This is a genomic window from Tateyamaria sp. GN1-10, assembly GCF_055693845.1.
Map to the genome: position 1 here is coordinate 3,726,559 of NZ_JBVFUR010000004.1, position 19,529 is coordinate 3,746,087.

Below are 19,529 nucleotides of genomic sequence, written 5' to 3' on the forward strand. Positions count from 1 at the left end.
GCGGCAGTATCCCTGCTTGCCCAGGCATCACAGCCCGCGCCAGCGTTGCTGCGGCCATATCACCCTCTGTCTATGTGCAGCCAATCAGCCCGGCCCGAAACCGGATCAATCCTTCTGTAAACTGCGCGCGCAGTTTCGCGGTTTCAATAATGTTTTGGCTGTACCTTTTTTGCTGGGCGGCAGTTGCGTCCAATAGGACCAACGATAGTGACTGCGCCAAATCAGAATAAGCTTTGGTCACGTCGACCACCGCTTCAATGATCTTCAGTTTCAATTGCCATAGGCCTCTCCCGCCCTACGGGAAGCTCAATTCCGGTGCCATCAATTCACCAAGTCAGTTTTCCACTCGTAGTCGAAAGAAACGCGCATAACGAGCAAGTCCCCGCTGCTGACACAATTACGATCAGTCAGGCTCTTGATTTTCCTAAGATTTCACCAAATAGAGTATGTAATCTTAAAATAAACTGGACAAAAAATGGCAATCAAACTCGACAAAATGAGCCGCAAAGAACTAGAAGCACTGCGCGCTGACATAGACGAGGCAATTGTGCAACGTCGCAAATCAGAGCGGCATGATGCTTTGGCCGCGGCCCAAAAAGCGGCAGCAGAGTATGGTTTTTCGCTGGATGAGTTGACGAGTAAGAAATCGGGACGGGGAAGCGCGAAAGCGTCGAGTGCCGAACCGAAATACATGAACCCTGAAAATCCTGCGCAAACCTGGACTGGCAAAGGGCGTCAGCCAAACTGGTTCAAGGCAGCCGTCGAAGCAGGCACACCAGCGGAGAAGATGGAAATCTGACCGCGCGCCAATTCAAGAAAGGCCACGTTCCTTTTGCTACGGGAACGTGGCCTTTTTTGTTTCGGGCGCATCTTCCACATTTTGATGTGCGATCCATGCGCAAATCTGCGCCGTTGTCGTGCGTGCTATTCTCCTTTCCGCTGAAAGCGAGTACTGCAACGGCTGTTCCCAGACGAAGGAGTTGACCATGACCGTTCATATCGGTGCCGCACCGGGCCAAATTGCTGAAACCGTGCTGATGCCCGGCGACCCTTATCGCGCCAAGTGGGCGGCTGAGACGTTCCTCGAGAATGCTGAACTGGTCAACGAAGTGCGTGGCATGCTGGGCTTTACCGGGACGTGGAAGGGTAACAGGGTCACCATCCAGGGGTCAGGCATGGGCATGCCGTCCCTGTCGATTTATGCCAATGAACTCATCACCACGTATGGCGTGCAGACGCTGATCCGCATTGGATCATGCGGGGGCATGCAGCCGCATGTGGGCATCCGCGACGTGATCATTGCGATGACATCGACGACCATCACGTCACCGTCCTCGGGCTTTTTCAAAGAGATCAACTATGCCCCCTGTGCCGACTATGGTCTGTTGGCGGCAGCAGTAAATGCGGCCCAGGCCAAGGGCACTAGGACGCATGTGGGCGGCATCTATTCATCCGACGTGTTCTATGCCGAGCGGGCCGACCTGGACGAACAGATGGTTCGCCATGGCATCCTTGCCGTCGAGATGGAGGCTGCGGAGCTGTACACCTTGGCGGCGCGTCACGGGCGCCGCGCACTGGCTGTGCTGACCGTCAGTGACCACCTTCAGACAGGTGAAGCCCTGCCGTCGGAAGATCGTGAAAAGACCTTTGGGGATATGGTGGAAATTGCGCTGGAAGCCGCGTTTGCCTGACGCGACGCTATTTTAGCACTATTTTTCAGCCTATTAGGGGTGGCACAAGCCTGTCACCCCGCGTGCACCATCTGTACACCCCCTGTGCACCCCCACCGTCACGGTCATGCAAGCGTTGGTTAACTTTCTTGTAGCGCGTCTTGCTTAACGCGCGATGAATGCACCGTTATGCATGTGGCCTTCGTCGGAGCCTCCGGCGGGGATTTTTCCAAAACAGGGAAGGCTGGACCCTGTCGCGCTATGCGCGTCCGTGGCTGCGGTCGTAGCCGTTGACCGGCGGGCTCTGCCAGCCATCAAGTGCGCCGGGTGCGGGCGCAAACACTTCGATCTTGAGCGGGAAGCAGGGCGCGGTGTCCGAGGAATGCTCGGACCCGCAATCGCCACCCGGACAGGCGCTGAGCGCGCCCAGCAGGTCGATCTCGGCAAAGACATCGATATGATCGCCGGGACGGACCGGTGACGCCTTCATGAAGTACTGACCGGTGTCGCGGGTGAAGCCGGTGCACATGAAGACGTTCATGACGTCATGCACATGCGGCTCGGCCTCGACCAGCGACAGTCCGGTGTGGTCGGCCAGCGCGCGGGTCAGGTTTGAATGGCAACAGTGATGGTAGTGACCACCCTGCAAGAGGTTGCCTGTATAGGGGTCACACCGCGTACCGATCACGTCATGCACACCACCCCCAAACTCATCGAACCCGTACCAATCAAGCGTGTCATGGATGATCGTGGCCATCGGGCGAAGGGTGGGAAAGCTGGTCCACAATCTGTCGCCCGTGTCCACATGGGTGCCGTGCAAGGCCCGCGTCTTGCCCGAGTAGAACCGTTCGGACAGGTCGTTTGCATTCCAGAGGTTCAGATCACCGACCTGCGGCCCTTCGACAGAGGAGATGCGAAAGATGTGACCCGCAGGCACGTCGAACGTTGCCGCCTCGCGTGGGGCGGCAAGGATCTCGGACAGTTTGGTCATGCCATCACGGGCACGGGCATAGCGCGCCATATCCGGTTTCGGCAATGTCTCGGGCGGGTAGCAGATCACTGGCGGGATGGCGCGGTGAGCGTCGGCATAGTCGGGGGCATCGGTCATGCGCGCAGCCTAACTGCCCGCACGTTGGGTGCAAGTGTCAGATACGGTCCATCACCTCGACAGAGAGGATTGTCGGCAGGTGCCGGGCGACTTCATCCCATGTTTCACCTTCGTCCCGTGATGCAAAGACCGAGCCGGAGTTTGTGCCAAAGTACACTCCCGCTTGCGTCTGCTGATCGGTCGCCATGGCCTGTCGCAACACGGTGAAAAAGCAGGTGTCTTGTGGCAATCCGTTTCGCTGGTCTGTCCAGGTGTCGCCGCCGTTCTCAGACCGCCAAACGGCGGCGCTGGCATCCGGTGGATAGCGCCCGTCACTGTCACCGTTGAGCGGCAGGGTCCAGATCATCTGTGGCTTGTGGGGATGTACGGCGATGGGAAACCCGAAGGTCGAGGGCAGCCCTTCTGTGATATCCTCCCAACTGCGGCCGTCATCGGACGACCGCCAGACCCCGTGGTGGTTTTGCTGATAGAGCACATCCGTGCTGGCGCGGACGAAATTATGCACACAGTGCCCAGTTTCACCATCCCGGGGTGCTGCCAAATGTGCATGTTGGCCGCAGCTTTCTGCATTGGAGAGCCGGTTGCGCCGGTCCCATGTGGCGCCACCATCCTCGGTCGCAAAAACGCCTGCCGCCGAGATCCCCACCCACATCTTGGCGTCATCCTTGGTATCGCGAACAATCGTGTGTAGGACCAGCCCCGCCCCACCGGGGTTCCAGCTGTCGCGCGTGCCATGATCACTGAGCGCATCGTTGCGGTTCCAGTTCTGGCCGCCATCGGTGCTTTCATAAAGACGGCCGGGATTGCCACCTGCCATGAGCCGCCCGTTGGCCAGTGACAGTGACCAGATCGCGGTGACATCCCCGTCAAAACTGGTGTCGTGCGCCGTCCAACCGAAAAGGGCTGCCTCTTCCGGATTGTCTTCGGCCCAGCTGTCCATCTCTCCTTTCGACAGTTTGGACAGCTGCCATGTCGCGCCGCCATTTTCGGACCGCCAGATCCCGGCACCGCTGAAAGCATTGCCACCACCGGCCCAGATATTGCCTGTCTTGGGATCGCCAATCACATGGTTAATGGCCCAACCGTCGCAATGCGGTCCCGTCAGTTTCCAGGTGTCGCGCGTGGCACTGTGCAAAAGAAACGCACCCTTGGTCGTGCCGATGAGAATGGTGATATCCGACATGTCCACCCCCGTTTGATCACGCGCAGGGTATCACACATCGGCCTTCAGCGGCAGCCGGGGGGTGCGGAGGCAAGATGCGTCAGGCTCGAAGGGCTAAATCAGCAGGTCGCCGGCCAATCCTAGGCCAAAGCCGCACACAGCGCCCAGTGTCGGCAGATGCGCGTTCTTCAATGGCACCTGTGGTGCGATGTCCTGGAACATCAGGAAGAGTATACCACCCGACGCCAGCATCATGACCGCGCCGATCACACCCTCTTGGGTGGGTGGCAGGGATACCCCGACCCAAGCCGCCAGCGGACCGAGTGGGACCATCAGTACAAACAGCCACAGCGGCGCGGGGCCATCTTCTGACAATTCGCGCATGGCATTGAAGCCTTCGGGCAGGTTTTGCAGGGCAATAAGGCCCGCCACAAGGAGCGCGGTGCCAAGATCACCTGAGATAAGGGCGCCAAGCGCCATCGCCTCGGGCAGGTAGTCCATCATCATGGCAAGAAACTGCGCGAATTTGCCCCCCGCCCGCGACAGCGCACGGTCAATCATGGCGAAAGCGACACCGCCTGCAAAGAACCAGCTAAGGGCAGCGCCAGGCCCAAGCCGTTCCGTGCCCTCGGGGACCAGTACAAGAGCGACGGCGGCCAAAAGCGCACCGGCCCCGAACGCGATCACGCCGTGTCGTGCTTCGGTCTTGAGCCAGTTGGGCCAGGCGGCGTTGAATGTCGCAATCCAGGCACCCAGCGGGATCGATCCGCCTGCAAGTGTTGCCAGCAGAAGGGCCGCCCAGACGTCGCTCATACCCGCATCAGACGGTACGTTCGACCATCATCTGCTTGATGTTGGCAATCGCCTCAGCCGGGTTCAGGCCCTTGGGGCATGTCTTGGCGCAGTTCATTATCGTGTGGCAGCGGTAGAGCTTGAACGGATCTTCAAGGTCGTCGAGCCGTTCGCCTGTCGCCTCGTCCCGGCTGTCGATGATCCAGCGGTAGGCGTGCAGGAGCGCTGCTGGCCCGAGGTAGCGATCACCATTCCACCAGTAGCTGGGGCATGCAGTCGAGCAGGAGGCGCACATGACGCATTCATAGAGGCCGTCGAGTTTTTTGCGATCCTCGATTGACTGCTTCCACTCTTTCGCGGGGCGGTTCGTCTTGGTTTCCAGCCAGGGCATGATCGACGCGTGCTGGGCGTAGAAATGCGTAAGGTCCGGGATCAGGTCCTTGACCACGGGCATGTGTGGCAGCGGGTAGATTTTGACGTCGCCCTTCACCTCGTCCATGCCGTAGATGCAGGCGAGCGTGTTGATGCCGTCGATGTTCATCGCACAGGACCCGCAGATGCCTTCGCGGCAGGAGCGGCGGAAGGTCAGGGTCGGGTCAATCTCGTTCTTGATCTTGATCAGCGCGTCCAGGATCATCGGGCCACAGGTGTCCATGTCGACGAAATAGGTGTCGACCTGCGGGTTTTTCCCGTCATCGGGGTTCCAGCGGTAGATGCTGAACTTGCGCACGTTGGTGGCCCCTTCGGGTTTGGGCCAGGTTTTGCCTGTCGTCATGCGAGAGTTCTTGGGAAGCGTCAGTTGGACCATTGCGGTTCTCCTTTCACGCGGTCAGGACAGAGAGACCTGCCCCGACGATGCACTGTTGTGTCTGTTGCCGCTCAAGCACGGAACGTACCAGAGCAGCGGTTGTTTCTGAGACGCCTATCACGGCGTCCTTGGCAAATTCACCGATCTCACGCGCTGACGCGTTGTCGATGATGCAGTCGGTAAAGGGCGTGACCGCCTGTTTCGGCACAGCCGGGAAGCGCGTGACTATGGTTTCCGAAACAGCGGCTTTGGCGCTGCGGCGGGCGACGTTGTCCACCGCTTGGGTGGTTTCTTCGCAAGCGGTAAGCGTCAGGAGAGCAACAAGGGCGGCGGCACGGATCATGGCAGGGTTACCTCGGCTTTGGCGGTGCGCAGCAGGCCGGACAGGCGCAGCGCGTCTTCGGGAAACACCTCGGCCAGCCGCGCGATGAAATGGGGGTCGCGGGCCGCTGTCCACAGGATCAGCTGATACTCAAGATCATCTGCCATCTGGGCGGCGCGTTGATCGGTTGTAAGTGTTTCGGGGGCCACCGACTTGCCCTGAAAGGACGAGCCACCGCCGTAGCTTTGGACCCGCCCCTTGCTCAGGTCGCGCCCCGGCAAGTCGAGGCGCGCCGCCATCTCGGCACGATAACTGTCCTCGGTATTCCAGCGGTCATAGAGCAGCGGTACGACGTCACCGTCCTGCACCCGCTCAAGCATCGTGCCATAGGTGTTGACGGCGTTCATCATCACCCGCATCCGATCAACGGGACCGTAGCCCGGATTGCCCTGGATCTTGCGCAGCAGAGACGCGGCCCAATGCAAGAAGCTGCGGTAGATGAGCACGCAAGTTTCGGGCGCTGCATAGAGCGGTTTGCGCTCAAGCGGCGGCATGCGGTCCTCGTAGGATACGAGCGCCGTGGGCGCGTCACCTGCCGCGGCAATCCTGGCTTCCCGGCCTGGCATGTCCAGCTGCGTCCCGTCGCGATAGACGGTGACGGCGCGCGTTGTTTCCAGTGGGTCGCGGCCCGGTTTGCAGTTGTTCAGGAACAGCCCACCGCCGCTGGTGTTCCGCATGATCCAATCAATCAGCGCATGGTTGCCCGAGCGGCGCATGCCATAGACGCGCAGCACCCGTCCGGGGACGAGTGCCACATCATCCGTGCTGCGTACCGCGTGGGCCATGCGGGGCTTAGTAGACCCGCGCCTTGGGCGCGATTTTCTTGAGGTCAATGCCGCCATCGTTGTGGCTGGTCAGCGGTTGCAGGTGCACACCACGGAACCCAAGGCTCGCCTGATTGCCTTCAAACCAGATCAAAGAGTGCTTGCGCCAATTCTCGTCATCGCGGTCGGGGTAATCCTCGTGCGCGTGGGCGCCCCGACTTTCCTTGCGCGCCGCTGCCGCCGTGATGGTGGCCACAGCGTTCGGCATGAGGTTGGTCAGCTCAAGCGTTTCCATCAGGTCGGAGTTCCAGACCAGCGACGTATCGGTGACTTGCAGGTCCTCGAGCTTGCCTGCCACGCCCTTCATCTTCTCTTCGCCTTCCGCCAGCGTTTTGTCTGTGCGGAACACCGCCGCATCGGCCTGCATGGTCCGCTGCATCTCGAGCCGCAGCTCGGCCGTGGGCACGTGGCCCTTGGCATAGCGCAGGCCGTCAAAGCGCGAGAACGCGGCTTCGATCGAGCGTTTGCTTGGCGTCGGTATAGGCGCGTCTGCATCCACGACATCCTTGGCCCGGATCGCCGCCGCACGGCCAAACACCACAAGGTCGATCAGCGAGTTGGAGCCCAGACGGTTCGCACCGTGAACCGAGGCACAGCCCGCTTCGCCCACGGCCATCAGACCGGGTGAGACGTTGTCGGGATTGTCCTTGGTTGGTGCCAGCACCTCACCCCAGTAATTCGTGGGGATGCCACCCATGTTGTAGTGCACGGTGGGCAGGACCGGGATCGGTTCCTTGGTCAGGTCGACGCCTGCAAAGATGCGCGCGCTTTCCGAGATACCCGGCAGCCGTTCGGCCAGTGTTTCGGGTGGCAGGTGATTGAGGTGCAGATGGATGTGGTCGCCATCGGCGCCCACGCCGCGCCCTTCGCGGATTTCCATGGTCATGCAGCGGCTGACCACGTCGCGAGACGCGAGGTCCTTGTAGGTCGGTGCGTAGCGTTCCATGAACCGCTCGCCTTCCGAGTTGGTGAGGTATCCGCCCTCGCCCCGTGCGCCTTCGGTGATCAGGCAGCCCGAGCCGTAGATGCCGGTGGGGTGGAATTGTACGAACTCCATATCCTGCAGCGGAAGACCGGCGCGGGCCGTCATGCCACCGCCATCGCCGGTGCAGGTGTGGGCCGAAGTGGCAGAGAAATAAGCACGGCCATAACCGCCAGTTGCCAGCACAACCATCTTGGCGGCGAACAGGTGCATGGTGCCGTCATCCAGCTTCCAGCAAAGCACACCCTGACAGACACCATCCTCGGACATGATCAGGTCGATGGCGAAGTATTCGATGTAAAATTCCGCGTTGTTCTTCAGCGACTGGCCATAGAGGGTGTGCAGGATCGCGTGGCCGGTCCGGTCGGCCGCGGCGCAGGTGCGCTGCACGGGCGGTCCTTCGCCAAATTCGGTGGTGTGGCCGCCGAATGGCCGTTGGTAGATCTTGCCCTCTTCCGTACGGGAAAACGGCACGCCGTAATGCTCCAGTTCATAGACCGCCTTGGGTGCTTCGCGAGCGAGGTATTCCATCGCATCCGTGTCACCCAGCCAGTCCGAGCCCTTGACCGTGTCATACATGTGCCACTGCCAGTTGTCGGGGCCCATGTTGGACAAGGACGCCGCGATGCCACCCTGTGCCGCAACAGTGTGTGAGCGTGTGGGGAACACCTTGGTCACGCAAGCGGTGCGCAAGCCTTGTTCGGCCATGCCCAATGTCGCGCGCAGTCCAGCGCCACCGGCACCAACGACCACGACGTCATATTCATGCGTCTCGTAATCATATGCAGCCATTTCGGCCTCCTCGTTTCACAGCGGCGCTGGCGAAGCGCGCTTGGTTATTTCAAAGCGCGATGCGCGCGATCGCAAACAGGCCTGCCGCGATCATAGTGTAGGCAAATGCGGTGGTTGCGATTAACGTCAACTTACCAGCTGTCCCATGAACGTAATCCTCAATCGCCGCATGCGCTTCACGCATCAGGTGCAGCACGATCACGATCAGGGATAGCCCCATCAGAATGGCCGGGATGGGACGGCTGAAGAACGCCACAACTTCGGCATGACTGCCGCCAAGGGCCGACGCGAACAGGATGACAAGGATTGGCACGAGCGGCACAAGCAGGATCGAACTGACCATCATCTGCCAATGATGGTGTGTACCTTCACGTCCGGACCCCAGGCCCATGGCGCGTTTGCGGTCTGTCAAAAAGCGCATATCGAACCCTCCCCTAAACTGCGATCACAACAAAAACGGTCAGCAAAGTGGCCAGAATGAACATGCCCTTGGCCATGTCTTCGGACACGGGGACCTGGATAAAATGGCCGAAGTCCCACAACACGTGACGCAGCCGACCCAGCATGTGATAAAAGATGCCCCACACTGCTGCGATCAGGACCAGATTGCCGAGCACGCTGCGCAGCAGACCATCAACCACGGCAAATGCAGCCTCGGATGATGCAGCGGCCAAGAGCCAAGCAACCACAAGCACAGAGGCGATCAGGCAGCCTATCCCGGTGATGCGCACCATAATGGACGACATCGATGTCCACTGTGGGCGGTAGATTTGCAGGTGCGGCGAAAGCGGGCGATTGCCCCGGTTGACGTCTGCCATTGTGCATCCTTTGTGATCGGTTGCTTCTTGATACCTCTTTTTACAGACATGTCACGCGCGACGCCTTCACAATTGGCGCGGTTTTTTGGCGCATTTGCAGGATTCTGCGCAAACGTGATCACGGTTGAAATGCGTGTGATCACAAGATTGGTCACTGTGCAGAATAAGTCACCTGTTTTGTCGTCTCACGTTGTAGCTTGCGTTTGATCTGCTCGGGGTAGTCCTCGAATCCCTGGGCTGTGACCACAAAAGCGCCAGGCCCGGTGATCACGTTTTCAAAGAAATACGCCGTCAGATCCGTATCGTCGGTCTCAATCGCGATGGCGTTCACCGTGATGTTGTCCTGCGTAAGCACTTTGCGCTGCGTCGCCGGCTCCACCCCTTCGTTCGAGACCCCATCGCCGGACACGTCGATCACTTTGCGCTGGCAGTGAGCCACAGGGGCAAAGGACACACGTGACACAGCCAGCGCTTCACCAATGGCCGTCGAGTAGTTCCGCCAGACGCGCGCGTCGCCTTCGATCCGGTCGGCAAGTGTCAACACGTCCTGATAGGTCTGGATGGCTGTCCATGGCACTGTCTGACGCTGACGGGAAGCACCTGTCCACTGTACAAGGCTCACTTGCGCATTTTGCGCAATCAGCGCATCGGCCACAATCCCATCCCGCAACGCATGGGCCATGCCGTCCATCTGGATGCGGTATTCATCGCCATCAACCGAGCCTGACACATCCACAGCCAGAAGCAGCGCCAACTCGCATGCACGCGCTGGCGACGCCAATGCCAGACAGATGGAAGCCAAGCGCCACATGACAGAAGCCTAGCGCGTCCTGTCACACAGTGCACTTCACAAACGTACGGTCACTCAAGCGCGTCATAAAGCGTGCGCAGATGGTCTTCGAACTCTGTGCACATGATGATTTCGGTGGTGCCAAGGTCATAAAACGCGTTGGCCTCGCCACATTCCTCGACCCGGACTGTCAGCGTGATGGGCAGATCGAAATCATCGTTCAGTGCGGCAACCTCGGCCCGCATAACGTCCGTTGTCAGCAGGGCATGCCCACCGTGATCGAACTGGATCGTATTGCCCCGCCCCGCAATCTCGTCAAAGGCGGGCCCCCAGCTGTCGAGCGCCAATGCGAACTCATCAGGACAGGTTTCTGCGCGCTCGGGGGGAAGGCCAAGGTCAATTGCAAAATCCTCGCGCGCTTCTGGATTGGCACCGTAGAAAAGGCACACCGTGTTGTAGAAACGTTGCTCATCCGGTCCATGCGTATCCCAATAGGCGATGTCGGCAGCCGCAGCGGCTTCTCCCAAGAACCCAAAGGCGGCGTCATAGGCCAGCGCCTGTGCTGCCTCTTCCTCATAGAAGCCGTCAATCAGCAGAACCGACGCGACATCAGCCGCATCTTCCTCTTGCCCGAAAACCGGCAGGGCGAGGATGTCGATCAGCGCGTGGCCCAATTCGTGATAGAAGATACCCAGAAGATTGGCCTCGACAAAGGCCTCACGCTCTTCATCTGCAAGCGCCACGCCAGGTAGCAACAGAAACGGCAACACATATCGCAGCATGATGTCTCTCCTTCGCGTCCTGCGGGATGGCGGGTGGGGCGTCGTCGCCAGACGCGCGTCACCCCGGCATCCTTACATGGGCATCAGGGCCCAGTAATCGAGATCAAGCAAGACCTCGGGCAGATACTTGCCGTCCTCCCCCCGCAACTGGAACGGCGCACCGCCCTTGGTCGCGACCAACCGCAACCGGATCGCCCCAACACCGGGGGCAGAGGTTTCGGCCTTGTCCAGCACTTCGGACCATGCCCGGACCGTATCACCCGCCAGGCAAGGATTGGCGTGTGCGCCCGCGTTCAGGCCGACGACCATCTGCGCGTTGGCCAACCCGTTGAACGACAGCGCGCGCGCCATCGAAATCACGTGCCCACCATAGATCAGCCGGGTCCCATCAGGGCGCGCGGATGTGTCGAAATGCACTTTTGCCGTGTTCTGCCACAGACGGGTCGCCATCATGTGTTCGGCTTCCTCCATCGTTACGCCGTCCACGTGGTCGATTTGTTCGCCAACCGCATAGTCGCCCCAGCGGTGCGGCTCTCCAGCCAGATCGAAATTGTAGTTTTCGAAGTTCAAACCGTCGGGTATTGCAAGTGTCCCCGCGGGGACAACCTTGTTCAAGTCGGGAACAACCGTCTCAGGCGCGAGCGCATCCAGGTCGCCCTTCCGCACCATCACCCAGCGCACATATTCCAGAACCGCCTCATCCCGCTGGTTTCGCCCGGTCGTCCGCACGTAGACCACGCCGGACTTACCGTTCGAGTTCTGCTTGACCCCGATCACCTCGGATTGCGAGGTAAGCGTATCACCCTGCCACACCGGCTTCAGCCACCGGCCTTCGGCGTAGCCCAGGTTTGCGACGGCATTCAGCGACACGTCCGGGACGGTTTTGCCAAAGACAGTGTGAAAAGCGATCATATCATCCAGCGGTGACGCGGCTATTCCGCACGCCTGTGCAAACGTGTCTGACGAGTACAGAGCGTGCCGCGCCGGATAAAGCGCATGGTACAGCGCCCGCTCGCCTGCCCCGACCGTCCTCGGAACCGCGTGCGTCAGCACATCGCCAACACTGTAATCTTCGAAAAACCGGCCCGCATTGGTCTTGGCCATCACTGCTCTCCTAGCTTGATGTCCGGGGTGTAGTCCCCCGGCACCTCTTTCACGACCGCTTGTCCGCAACGCATGATCCCCGCGGCGTGGTCCCAAGTCTGGGTCGGTGAGCCGTGCAGGTCCCATCCCGCGTTCAGCGCGGCAGTAACCTTGTGGCAAAAGGCGGACGTGTCCTCTTCGGACAGAAAGCGGTACAATTTCATGGATTTACCCCGGGAACGGCCAGACACCCAGCCAGTTGTGGACCCAACCGATTACGCCCAGCAAGACGACGGACCCGACAAGGAACATGGCGTCCTTTGCAAGCGTACCCTCTGGCCCACGTTGCCAGCCGGGTTCGGCTGCATTGATGATACGCGCGGTTGCAATGGCCCAAACCAGCAAGCCGCCAAAGAGCAGTATCGAGGCGACATCACCATTCACCAGCAAGTGCGCGATGGCCCACAGGCTGAACCCGGTCAACATGGGATGACGCATGCCTGACACCAGCTTGCCCCGTTTGGGTGCTGGGCTGAGCAGGTAGATTGCGATCAGCATGAGCAGGTTGTTGATGTGGATCATGAATTCTGGGGGCAGCCAGACATGGACAAAATCCACACCCCGGTAGCCGATAACAATCAGCACAATGGACCCGACAAGCACCAAGGCAATGATGCCTTTGCCCGGATCCCCAATAGATGCCCGACGTGCCGGGGCCACCCGCTTGAACAGATGCGCCGCCCACCACAAGGCGACACCTGCAATCAACACAATCCAATACATCGCTTATCCCTTTGCCATCTCCGCGATAGCCTCGGCCTTGGCCAACATTTCGCGCGCAGTCACGATGTGCAGATTCTCGACGATACGTCCATCGACAACCGCCACGCCCTGACCCGCGGCTTCCACCTCTTCAAAGGCTGCGATCTGGCGGCGGGCCAGATCGATCTCCGCCTCGGACGGGGAAAAAGCGGCATTCGTGATGTCGACTTGCGCCGGGTGGATCAGCGTCTTGCCATCAAAACCCATATCACGGCCCTGTTCGCATTCGAATTGCAAACCTTCATCGTCCTTGAACGTGTTGTAAACGCCGTCGACGATGGCACAGCCATGCGCCTTGGCCGCCAGCAAACACAGGCTCAACCCGGATTGCAGCGGCAGTCGATCCGGCCGGAAGCGTGTCTGCAACTCCTTGGCCAGGTCATTGGTGCCCATGACCATGCCTTGAAGTTTCGGATGCGCAGCGATGGCGGGCGCGTTGATCATGCCCAGAGGCGTTTCCATCATCGCCCAAAGAGGCGTGTCCCCGGTGATCTCAGCCAGTGCATCCAGATCGGCGGGCGAGGAGACCTTGGGCAACAGGATCGCGTCGGCCCCCATATCCTTGGCTGCCTGCGCATCATCTCGACCCCAAGCCGTGTCAAAGCCGTTGATCCGCACGATTTTCAACCGTGCGCCATAGCCACCCTGTGCCAGCGCCTCGGCCAATGTGGCCCGCGCACTTTCCTTTTCTTCGAGCGATACGGCATCTTCGAGATCGAAGATGATCGCATCAACCGGCAGTCCGCGCGCCTTGTCCAACGCCCGTGGTTTCGAACCTGGGATGTAGAGAACAGAGCGGAGGGGACGGTCGAGGGCCATTGCGTGCGATCCTTGCGAGTCATAAAGTTGCGCGGAAAGGGCCACTTTTTGCCAGATAGTTCAAGCGCTATTTTTCTGCGCTGCAGAAATGGAGTCCCTACTTTCGTTGGGTTCAGCAGCCTTTCATCAAATTTTAACGACCTGCGCACGCTGCATTAACCACTATTCAAGGCTAGATCCGCACATTTGTCCCAATCCGACAGCGCGGGGAGGGCCGTTTCGGCAGGGCCGCCGAACACTTCACGGAATGCGCAAAGGGTCGGGTGTGAACCGGGGCTGCCCGGTCATCGCCGGGGTTCCGGCTGGGCCAGATGACCAGAGGTGACGCCTTCCTTTGTGAAAGGCTGAACGTGATGACACGGATGATGAATGTGATGATAGCGGGCGTTCTAGCGCTTGCGGCAATGGTGAATGCGGCACAGGCGCAGCAGGCCCGCAATTGCGGACCCCGCGATATCGTGGTGAGCCGTCTCGCCGAAGGTTATGGCGAGACACGCCAATCCATGGGCCTTGGGGCCAATAATTCAGTGATCGAGGTTTTTGCCTCGGACGAAAGCGGATCGTGGACGATCACAGTAACAACGCCCAACGGGATGACCTGCCTTGTTGCCAGCGGTCAGGCCTATGAAACGCTCGCCGAAGCCTTGCCTGCCAAGGGTAGCGACGCCTGAACCGGTGCGGCGGACGACACGTCCGCCTTACAGTATCCTGATAGTCCTTTGTAAGGCGCACCTCGGTGCGCCTTTGCTTTGCCTTGGGGCGGACCACATATCCGCCTTACCAACTGTAAGGCGAGTCATGATCCGTCACGATCCTTAACGCACGGGAACACGGCGAATGGTCATGCCCCATTTGTCGTCCGCGCCGAAACCCAGTTTTTCGTAGAAGCCTCTGGCTTCTGCCGTGCGCCCGGTCAGGAGCATGATCTTGTAGCATTCCACCGCCCACGCTGCGTCGATCACCGCCTTCATCACCCCGATGACCCTGCCCCGTTCCACGATGCGTTTCATGCGTGACCACATTTTCGACCAATGCGTAGGGACGACCACCCTGTGTCATGTTCGGCAAGACATGAAGCGTTGCCATCGCCACCAGATGATCCGACAGAAAGGCACCCCACACCGATGTGCCCGGGTGGGCAATCAACGCGGCAAATGCCGATTCCGATGCGAGCGGCTGTTCTCCGACAAGGTGCCGGTACAACAGCACGGCTTGGGCTGTATCACCCACCGTAAGTGTTCATGTGGTCATGTCAGACCGTCCCAGATCAACTTCGCGCCCGTCATCACCAACAACACATAGGTCAACAAAAAGAATGCACGTTCCGGTACGAGATGATGCGCCCGTACACCCAGCCAGGCCCCCAGCAGCGCAAAGGGAGCAAGGGCGATGTTTGCGATCGCTGTTTGGGCCGTGAACATACCCAGAAAGGCATACGGGACGAATTTGAAGATGTTGATTGCAGTGAAGATCAGGACGGTATTGGCTTGGTATGCCGTCTTTGAGGGACGCAGAGACAGAAGGTATACAGCGGCAGGCGGTCCGCCCGCGTGACTGACGAAGCTGGTGAAGCCCGCAACTGTGCCCGTCAGCGCACCGAACCAAGCGGGCAAGGCGCGCGATGCCGTTCTGATCCAGCCTCGGCTGCGTCCCACCTGCCAGATGACAAAGCCGACAGAGATCACGCCGATCAGCACTCGAAACACGTCCGGTTCGGTACGCGAATACAACAGCGCGCCAAGCGCGACGCCTGGCAACCCGCCCGCAATCATCAACGCCGACACGCGCCAATCCCACTTGCCCCAATACGGTTTGAGCGTCGCGGCATCGATCAGCATCAGCAGGGGCAACACGACCCCCAACGCCATGCCCGGTTCAATCACCAGCGCCAGAATCGAAGCAGACGCAAAGGATGCGCCAGACCCGAAACCGCCCTTGGAAACCCCCGCAAAGACCACCGCCGGTGCAGCGATTGCAAAAAACCACAGATCCAGGTTCACGCCCGCACGACCCTTTGAAAAACAGTGCTGTCCTGCACCCTTAGCGCGCGAATGTGATATGCACCAGCACGCCTGTCGCGATACGCTGCGGTGCGGCACCCTTGCGTGACGCCCCATCTCGCGCTAGGCACCGCGCCAGCAAAAACCCCTAGTGCGGAGATTTTCACTCATGGCCAGACCCAAGATTGCCCTGATCGGCGCCGGTCAAATCGGCGGGACACTTGCCCACCTCGCAGCTTTGAAAGAGCTGGGCGACGTTGTCCTGTTTGACATTGCCGAAGGCACCCCCGAGGGCAAAGCCCTCGACATCGCGGAGTCCGGCCCTTCGGAAGGGTTCGATGCTAAGCTGAAAGGCACGCAATCCTATGCCGATATCGCGGGCGCGGATGTCTGCATCGTCACCGCAGGCGTTCCCCGCAAGCCGGGTATGAGCCGCGATGACCTGCTGGGCATCAACCTCAAAGTCATGAAATCCGTGGGCGAAGGCATTGCCGCCAACGCACCCGACGCCTTTGTGATCTGCATCACCAACCCGCTTGATGCGATGGTTTGGGCCCTGCAGAAATTCTCGGGCCTGCCAGCCGAAAAAGTCTGCGGGATGGCCGGTGTTCTGGACAGCGCCCGTTTCCGCCACTTCCTGGCGGAAGAGTTCGACGTATCGATGAAAGACGTCACGGCCTTTGTGCTGGGTGGCCACGGCGACACCATGGTCCCCTCGGTCCGCTATTCGACCGTTGCAGGCATTCCGCTGCCTGATCTGGTCAAGATGGGCTGGACCACGCAAGAGAAATTGGACGCCATCGTGCAGCGCACCCGCGACGGCGGTGCCGAGATTGTTGGCCTGCTGAAAACCGGTTCTGCTTTCTATGCACCCGCAACAGCTGGCATCGAAATGGCCGAAGCATACCTCAAGGATCAAAAGCGCGTTCTGCCTTGTGCGGCCCATTGCGACGGTGATTTCGGCCTGAAAGGCATGTATGTTGGTGTGCCTACCGTGATCGGTGCAGGCGGGATCGAGCGGATCGTCAACATCAAGCTCACCAAGGAAGAGCAAGAGATGTTCGACACCTCCGTGAAAGCCGTTCAAGGCTTGATGGAGGCCTGCAAGGGCATCGACGACAGCCTCGCGTAAATTTGCCGCGGCGATGAATTTAGGGGCCGGATGCCGTCGCATCCGGCCCTTTTTATGTTTATATGGTTCACATGTCTCAGTCGCGCCCCATTGAACGAAAGCTGACCACCATTCTGGCGGCGGACGCGGCCAACTATTCCGGTCGGATGAGCCGGGATGAGGAAGGTACAGTGCAGGCGTTGCGCGCGACGCGCGATGTCATGGACAGCGCGATTGCAGAATGCGGCGGTCGCATCGCCAACACCTCGGGCGATGGCCTGATCGTTGATTTTCCATCCGTTGTCGGCGCTGTGAAATGCGCGGTAGACGTACAACGCACGCTGAATGCACGGGCCGATCTACTGCCATTTCGGCTGGGCATTCATCTGGATGATGTGATCATCGAAGGGGCTGACCTGCTGGGTGATGGCGTGAACCTGGCCGCGCGCTTGCAAGAGATGGCAGATGTGGGCGGCATCCTGATCTCGCAACAGGTGTACGATCATGCACATGGCAAACTGGGAAAGGTCGAGCTGCGCCCGCTTGGACCCGCGACCCCCAAACATCTCGCGGAAGAAGTTGGTGTGTATGCGGTCGTCGCAGACGGCGTCACCGCCCCACGACACCTTGACAACCTTGGTCCCAAGATTGACCGCGCAACGGCTTTTGCCCCGGCGGCGGACGACACGTCATCAGATACGGAAACGCCAGCCCACCGAAAGTTCAAGAAAGACCGAAATCGCATTCTTGGGGCACTGGGCGCCATCATCGTGGTGGATATATATGCAAGTTTGCCGTTTCTTGTGACCGCCATTCCGGAGGGCGCTCTGGTATACATCCTTTATACCAAGTGGCGTGCCCATAAGACCCTTCCCACGACGGACACGGCGGCCTCCTGAACCATCAGTTTGGCGATGCCGGGTATGTTGGCAACCTGTCAAAACCCGCTATGCTGACGAGATCTGATCCAGCAACGCGATATCCTGCGCATAAAATTCACGGATCAAGTCCGCAACTTCCTTGGAGGGTTCGACCTGCGGACCAGAGGATCTGTTATGCCATTTGCGCGGCAGGGCCGCATGACCACCGATTTCGTCGATCCAGTCGAACACCGGATCCAGCCCATCTTCATAGCGAAACAGCTTGAGGCCGTCCGAGACGAATTCCGATTGCGGGCGAATATGATTGTCCAGAACATAGGGATTGCTCTCATATCGCTGCAACATACGGATCGCCCATATGTCAAACTCAGGCAAGGGTCTGTCTGACTGGCGACGCATCGCCCTGTATCTGTACTCGCTGATCATACGCGCCACGGGATCCCGCAAGATGGTGAAACCGTGTTGATAGAAGCTACGAGGGATCATGCGTGTGTGCAATTCTGCATGGATATGCTGTGGCGAGCATTTCGACCACTGCATGGTTCCAGGCGTCCAAAGGGCGATGTTTCCAACCTTTGAAAGATAGCGGTCGACACTTGCTCCCCCGGTCTTGGGGATGTGCACAAAAAAGATCAGTGTTTTATCAAGGCGGACAAGCGGCATATTTCGAACTCAAAATCTCTGGACACTCTATAGCAAGCGCTATTGCTATCGGGTTGCCGACACAACCATGACAAATCCCTAGTCTTCAAACTGTCCGCGCAGCCACGGAGTGCGGCGGAGCAATTCAGTATCGAACGCGTCGGGGTCGAGGTTGGGGCAATCTGCGCCCAAGACGCCTTTGGGCTTGAATGGTATCTCGTGCAGCAAACCAAAGGCGTTCAATTTCAAACGTCGCTCAACTGTCAGTGCAAACATGGACCGATGAGCGTGTCGCATACTGTCCATCGTGTCCGAACGTTCCATCATCCATCTGATTTGAGCCGCGCGGTGTGGCTGCAACACCTTCGCCTGCACCTCTGGGGACGTCTGGCGGTAGCGCAACGCTTTCATCATCCAGTGAAGGGGCGTCACGCCATCAAAGTGCAACAGGCGCGCCGTCTCTGAAACACGTTTGGCCGCGCGTCTCTGCTGCCCGCCCAATCCGGTGCGTGTCGCGTTGTGCACTCCAAGGCGCAAACCGGCCCCCACACATACGCCGCTTTTGCCTGCGCCATGCGAATACTGTCCACGCTTCATGAGCGACGCAAAAGAACCAAAGACGGTATTGGCGTGGTCCGGTATCAAATCCGATGACGCGCGAAATGCGCCGTCAAACAGGGACTGCTGCTGCCCATTCGGAAAGACCCTTTCGAACACCGGCAAGTTCACTTCGGTGCGGGGATCACCATGGTCTGCAAGTTCGGACCGGAGATCGCCATTTTGCCAGATGAATTCGTCGGCATCGATATGAAACAGCCAATCCAGATCACAATGGCTCTGCACCCAGTTGGCATTGATTGTTTGGCGCCGCATCTGCGACGGCGGCCGACCATTTTTGGGCTTGGCTTCATTCCAATAGCGATCGTCACACAGATGAACCGAGCAATTCGGAATTGCCCCAAGCGCATCTTTTGACGGATCGTTCGGGTCGTCAAGGAACACGAAAACGGTCTCGGCACCTGTTGCGAGGTGCCACCGCACATTGGTTTCGACCAGGGCCAACGGTTCGCTTGCCGTCATTACCACGCCCCAGCGCACGCCATTTTCCTCTGGTTTTATAGGAAATTGCGTCGCCATGGGGGTTGATTCCTTTTCAAATCTAGATTTGTGATCACACGATTTAATGCAGTGATCACAAATGTCCGATTTTCGCGCACAAAACCTCCACTACGACATATTTCCCGTTTACGCGCTGTTCAGT

General features: G+C 59.2%; 25 protein-coding genes. 5 read left to right on the forward strand and 20 right to left on the reverse strand.

Annotation, left to right across the window (positions count from 1 at the left end; translation table 11 throughout):
- Positions 1-70 precede the first annotated feature (70 nt).
- Positions 71-274 carry a hypothetical protein gene (locus ACZ1HN_RS20560; protein ID WP_472728842.1) on the reverse strand — a complete coding sequence of 68 codons (204 nt, stop codon included), beginning with the start codon at positions 272-274 and terminating at the stop codon, positions 71-73.
- A gap of 201 nt (positions 275-475) precedes the next feature.
- On the opposite strand from ACZ1HN_RS20560, the gene ACZ1HN_RS20565 reads away from it, so the two are divergent.
- Both ACZ1HN_RS20565 and deoD read left to right on the forward strand, forming a co-directional pair.
- The gene (locus tag ACZ1HN_RS20565) at positions 476-799 is read left to right on the forward strand and encodes an H-NS histone family protein (RefSeq protein ID WP_299698633.1); all 324 of its coding nucleotides are present in this window, start codon (positions 476-478) and stop codon (positions 797-799) included.
- 187 nt (positions 800-986) lie between these two features.
- Positions 987-1,691 (forward strand): purine-nucleoside phosphorylase, encoded by a 705-nt coding sequence (gene deoD / locus ACZ1HN_RS20570; protein WP_472728843.1) that lies wholly within the window; start codon positions 987-989, stop codon positions 1,689-1,691.
- A 238-nt stretch (positions 1,692-1,929) separates the two neighbouring features.
- Here the strand turns inward: deoD and ACZ1HN_RS20575 are convergent, their stop codons facing one another.
- The 15 genes from ACZ1HN_RS20575 to ACZ1HN_RS20645 all read right to left on the reverse strand — a co-directional run bounded on the left by ACZ1HN_RS20575 (position 1,930) and on the right by ACZ1HN_RS20645 (position 13,634).
- Complete coding sequence (locus ACZ1HN_RS20575) at positions 1,930-2,778, reverse strand: urea carboxylase-associated family protein (protein WP_472728844.1); 849 nt, start codon at positions 2,776-2,778, stop codon at positions 1,930-1,932.
- 37 nt (positions 2,779-2,815) lie between these two features.
- Positions 2,816-3,961, reverse strand: coding sequence for a WD40/YVTN/BNR-like repeat-containing protein (locus tag ACZ1HN_RS20580; RefSeq protein ID WP_472728845.1), 1,146 nt, complete (start codon positions 3,959-3,961; stop codon positions 2,816-2,818).
- Between the two features lie 93 nt (positions 3,962-4,054).
- Positions 4,055-4,753, reverse strand: a complete 699-nt coding sequence (locus ACZ1HN_RS20585) for a ZIP family metal transporter (RefSeq protein ID WP_472728846.1) — start codon at positions 4,751-4,753, stop codon at positions 4,055-4,057.
- A gap of 7 nt (positions 4,754-4,760) precedes the next feature.
- The gene (locus tag ACZ1HN_RS20590; protein ID WP_299201356.1) at positions 4,761-5,540 is read right to left on the reverse strand and encodes a succinate dehydrogenase iron-sulfur subunit; all 780 of its coding nucleotides are present in this window, start codon (positions 5,538-5,540) and stop codon (positions 4,761-4,763) included.
- A 13-nt stretch (positions 5,541-5,553) separates the two neighbouring features.
- Positions 5,554-5,883 (reverse strand): hypothetical protein, encoded by a 330-nt coding sequence (locus ACZ1HN_RS20595; RefSeq protein ID WP_299201353.1) that lies wholly within the window; start codon positions 5,881-5,883, stop codon positions 5,554-5,556.
- Positions 5,880-6,707 carry a hypothetical protein gene (locus tag ACZ1HN_RS20600; protein WP_472728847.1) on the reverse strand — a complete coding sequence of 276 codons (828 nt, stop codon included), beginning with the start codon at positions 6,705-6,707 and terminating at the stop codon, positions 5,880-5,882. The genes ACZ1HN_RS20595 and ACZ1HN_RS20600 overlap by 4 nt, the downstream gene beginning before the upstream one ends.
- 7 nt (positions 6,708-6,714) lie before the next feature.
- A complete protein-coding gene (sdhA, locus tag ACZ1HN_RS20605; RefSeq protein ID WP_299201346.1) occupies positions 6,715-8,520 on the reverse strand; it encodes a succinate dehydrogenase flavoprotein subunit in 1,806 nt (601 codons plus the stop codon).
- Positions 8,521-8,569: 49 nt separating this feature from the next.
- Positions 8,570-8,941 (reverse strand): succinate dehydrogenase, hydrophobic membrane anchor protein, encoded by a 372-nt coding sequence (sdhD, locus tag ACZ1HN_RS20610; RefSeq protein WP_299201343.1) that lies wholly within the window; start codon positions 8,939-8,941, stop codon positions 8,570-8,572.
- 13 nt (positions 8,942-8,954) lie between these two features.
- Positions 8,955-9,338 carry a succinate dehydrogenase, cytochrome b556 subunit gene (gene sdhC / locus ACZ1HN_RS20615; protein ID WP_299599521.1) on the reverse strand — a complete coding sequence of 128 codons (384 nt, stop codon included), beginning with the start codon at positions 9,336-9,338 and terminating at the stop codon, positions 8,955-8,957.
- A gap of 151 nt (positions 9,339-9,489) precedes the next feature.
- Positions 9,490-10,149 carry a DUF1194 domain-containing protein gene (locus tag ACZ1HN_RS20620; protein ID WP_472728848.1) on the reverse strand — a complete coding sequence of 220 codons (660 nt, stop codon included), beginning with the start codon at positions 10,147-10,149 and terminating at the stop codon, positions 9,490-9,492.
- A gap of 50 nt (positions 10,150-10,199) precedes the next feature.
- A complete protein-coding gene (locus tag ACZ1HN_RS20625; protein ID WP_472728849.1) occupies positions 10,200-10,910 on the reverse strand; it encodes a DUF4344 domain-containing metallopeptidase in 711 nt (236 codons plus the stop codon).
- A gap of 72 nt (positions 10,911-10,982) precedes the next feature.
- Positions 10,983-12,014: a MaoC family dehydratase gene (locus ACZ1HN_RS20630; RefSeq protein ID WP_472728850.1), complete on the reverse strand. Its 1,032-nt coding sequence runs from the start codon at positions 12,012-12,014 to the stop codon at positions 10,983-10,985.
- On the reverse strand, positions 12,014-12,217 hold the full coding sequence (locus ACZ1HN_RS20635) for a DUF1737 domain-containing protein (RefSeq protein WP_299546552.1): 204 nt from the start codon (positions 12,215-12,217) through the stop codon (positions 12,014-12,016). The genes ACZ1HN_RS20630 and ACZ1HN_RS20635 overlap by 1 nt, the downstream gene beginning before the upstream one ends.
- A gap of 4 nt (positions 12,218-12,221) precedes the next feature.
- The gene (locus tag ACZ1HN_RS20640; protein ID WP_472728851.1) at positions 12,222-12,776 is read right to left on the reverse strand and encodes an NnrU family protein; all 555 of its coding nucleotides are present in this window, start codon (positions 12,774-12,776) and stop codon (positions 12,222-12,224) included.
- 3 nt (positions 12,777-12,779) lie between these two features.
- A complete protein-coding gene (locus tag ACZ1HN_RS20645) occupies positions 12,780-13,634 on the reverse strand; it encodes an HpcH/HpaI aldolase/citrate lyase family protein (RefSeq protein WP_299698625.1) in 855 nt (284 codons plus the stop codon).
- Between the two features lie 362 nt (positions 13,635-13,996).
- Between ACZ1HN_RS20645 and ACZ1HN_RS20650 the strand changes: the two genes are divergently transcribed.
- Positions 13,997-14,305 carry a hypothetical protein gene (locus tag ACZ1HN_RS20650; protein WP_299202519.1) on the forward strand — a complete coding sequence of 103 codons (309 nt, stop codon included), beginning with the start codon at positions 13,997-13,999 and terminating at the stop codon, positions 14,303-14,305.
- A gap of 144 nt (positions 14,306-14,449) precedes the next feature.
- On the opposite strand, the gene ACZ1HN_RS20655 is transcribed toward ACZ1HN_RS20650, so the two are convergent.
- Positions 14,450-14,644: a hypothetical protein gene (locus ACZ1HN_RS20655; RefSeq protein WP_472728852.1), complete on the reverse strand. Its 195-nt coding sequence runs from the start codon at positions 14,642-14,644 to the stop codon at positions 14,450-14,452.
- A 237-nt stretch (positions 14,645-14,881) separates the two neighbouring features.
- Entirely contained in the window at positions 14,882-15,634 is a 753-nt protein-coding gene (locus ACZ1HN_RS20660) for a sulfite exporter TauE/SafE family protein (RefSeq protein ID WP_472728853.1), read from the reverse strand.
- 169 nt (positions 15,635-15,803) lie between these two features.
- Between ACZ1HN_RS20660 and mdh the strand changes: the two genes are divergently transcribed.
- Both mdh and ACZ1HN_RS20670 read left to right on the forward strand, forming a co-directional pair.
- The gene (gene mdh / locus ACZ1HN_RS20665; protein ID WP_299201309.1) at positions 15,804-16,766 is read left to right on the forward strand and encodes a malate dehydrogenase; all 963 of its coding nucleotides are present in this window, start codon (positions 15,804-15,806) and stop codon (positions 16,764-16,766) included.
- 71 nt (positions 16,767-16,837) lie between these two features.
- Entirely contained in the window at positions 16,838-17,644 is an 807-nt protein-coding gene (locus ACZ1HN_RS20670) for an adenylate/guanylate cyclase domain-containing protein (RefSeq protein WP_299599535.1), read from the forward strand.
- 48 nt (positions 17,645-17,692) lie between these two features.
- On the opposite strand, the gene ACZ1HN_RS20675 is transcribed toward ACZ1HN_RS20670, so the two are convergent.
- Complete coding sequence (locus tag ACZ1HN_RS20675) at positions 17,693-18,289, reverse strand: sulfotransferase family 2 domain-containing protein (protein ID WP_472728854.1); 597 nt, start codon at positions 18,287-18,289, stop codon at positions 17,693-17,695.
- A gap of 78 nt (positions 18,290-18,367) precedes the next feature.
- The gene (locus ACZ1HN_RS20680; RefSeq protein ID WP_472728855.1) at positions 18,368-19,405 is read right to left on the reverse strand and encodes a glycosyltransferase family 2 protein; all 1,038 of its coding nucleotides are present in this window, start codon (positions 19,403-19,405) and stop codon (positions 18,368-18,370) included.
- Positions 19,406-19,529 lie beyond the last annotated feature (124 nt).

Bases quoted from the DNA above. Each gene is read 5' to 3' on its own strand.
- ACZ1HN_RS20565 (WP_299698633.1), top strand. From the start codon at position 476: ATGGCAATCAAACTCGACAAAATGAGCCGCAAAGAACTAGAAGCACTG.
- deoD (WP_472728843.1), top strand. From the start codon at position 987: ATGACCGTTCATATCGGTGCCGCACCGGGCCAAATTGCTGAAACCGTG.
- ACZ1HN_RS20575 (WP_472728844.1), bottom strand. From the start codon at position 2,778: ATGACCGATGCCCCCGACTATGCCGACGCTCACCGCGCCATCCCGCCA.
- ACZ1HN_RS20580 (WP_472728845.1), bottom strand. From the start codon at position 3,961: ATGTCGGATATCACCATTCTCATCGGCACGACCAAGGGTGCGTTTCTT.
- ACZ1HN_RS20585 (WP_472728846.1), bottom strand. From the start codon at position 4,753: ATGAGCGACGTCTGGGCGGCCCTTCTGCTGGCAACACTTGCAGGCGGA.
- ACZ1HN_RS20590 (WP_299201356.1), bottom strand. From the start codon at position 5,540: ATGGTCCAACTGACGCTTCCCAAGAACTCTCGCATGACGACAGGCAAA.
- ACZ1HN_RS20595 (WP_299201353.1), bottom strand. From the start codon at position 5,883: ATGATCCGTGCCGCCGCCCTTGTTGCTCTCCTGACGCTTACCGCTTGC.
- ACZ1HN_RS20600 (WP_472728847.1), bottom strand. From the start codon at position 6,707: ATGGCCCACGCGGTACGCAGCACGGATGATGTGGCACTCGTCCCCGGA.
- sdhA (WP_299201346.1), bottom strand. From the start codon at position 8,520: ATGGCTGCATATGATTACGAGACGCATGAATATGACGTCGTGGTCGTT.
- sdhD (WP_299201343.1), bottom strand. From the start codon at position 8,941: ATGCGCTTTTTGACAGACCGCAAACGCGCCATGGGCCTGGGGTCCGGA.
- sdhC (WP_299599521.1), bottom strand. From the start codon at position 9,338: ATGGCAGACGTCAACCGGGGCAATCGCCCGCTTTCGCCGCACCTGCAA.
- ACZ1HN_RS20620 (WP_472728848.1), bottom strand. From the start codon at position 10,149: ATGTGGCGCTTGGCTTCCATCTGTCTGGCATTGGCGTCGCCAGCGCGT.
- ACZ1HN_RS20625 (WP_472728849.1), bottom strand. From the start codon at position 10,910: ATGCTGCGATATGTGTTGCCGTTTCTGTTGCTACCTGGCGTGGCGCTT.
- ACZ1HN_RS20630 (WP_472728850.1), bottom strand. From the start codon at position 12,014: ATGGCCAAGACCAATGCGGGCCGGTTTTTCGAAGATTACAGTGTTGGC.
- ACZ1HN_RS20635 (WP_299546552.1), bottom strand. From the start codon at position 12,217: ATGAAATTGTACCGCTTTCTGTCCGAAGAGGACACGTCCGCCTTTTGC.
- ACZ1HN_RS20640 (WP_472728851.1), bottom strand. From the start codon at position 12,776: ATGTATTGGATTGTGTTGATTGCAGGTGTCGCCTTGTGGTGGGCGGCG.
- ACZ1HN_RS20645 (WP_299698625.1), bottom strand. From the start codon at position 13,634: ATGGCCCTCGACCGTCCCCTCCGCTCTGTTCTCTACATCCCAGGTTCG.
- ACZ1HN_RS20650 (WP_299202519.1), top strand. From the start codon at position 13,997: ATGATGAATGTGATGATAGCGGGCGTTCTAGCGCTTGCGGCAATGGTG.
- ACZ1HN_RS20655 (WP_472728852.1), bottom strand. From the start codon at position 14,644: ATGAAACGCATCGTGGAACGGGGCAGGGTCATCGGGGTGATGAAGGCG.
- mdh (WP_299201309.1), top strand. From the start codon at position 15,804: ATGGCCAGACCCAAGATTGCCCTGATCGGCGCCGGTCAAATCGGCGGG.
- ACZ1HN_RS20670 (WP_299599535.1), top strand. From the start codon at position 16,838: ATGTCTCAGTCGCGCCCCATTGAACGAAAGCTGACCACCATTCTGGCG.
- ACZ1HN_RS20675 (WP_472728854.1), bottom strand. From the start codon at position 18,289: ATGCCGCTTGTCCGCCTTGATAAAACACTGATCTTTTTTGTGCACATC.
- ACZ1HN_RS20680 (WP_472728855.1), bottom strand. From the start codon at position 19,405: ATGGCGACGCAATTTCCTATAAAACCAGAGGAAAATGGCGTGCGCTGG.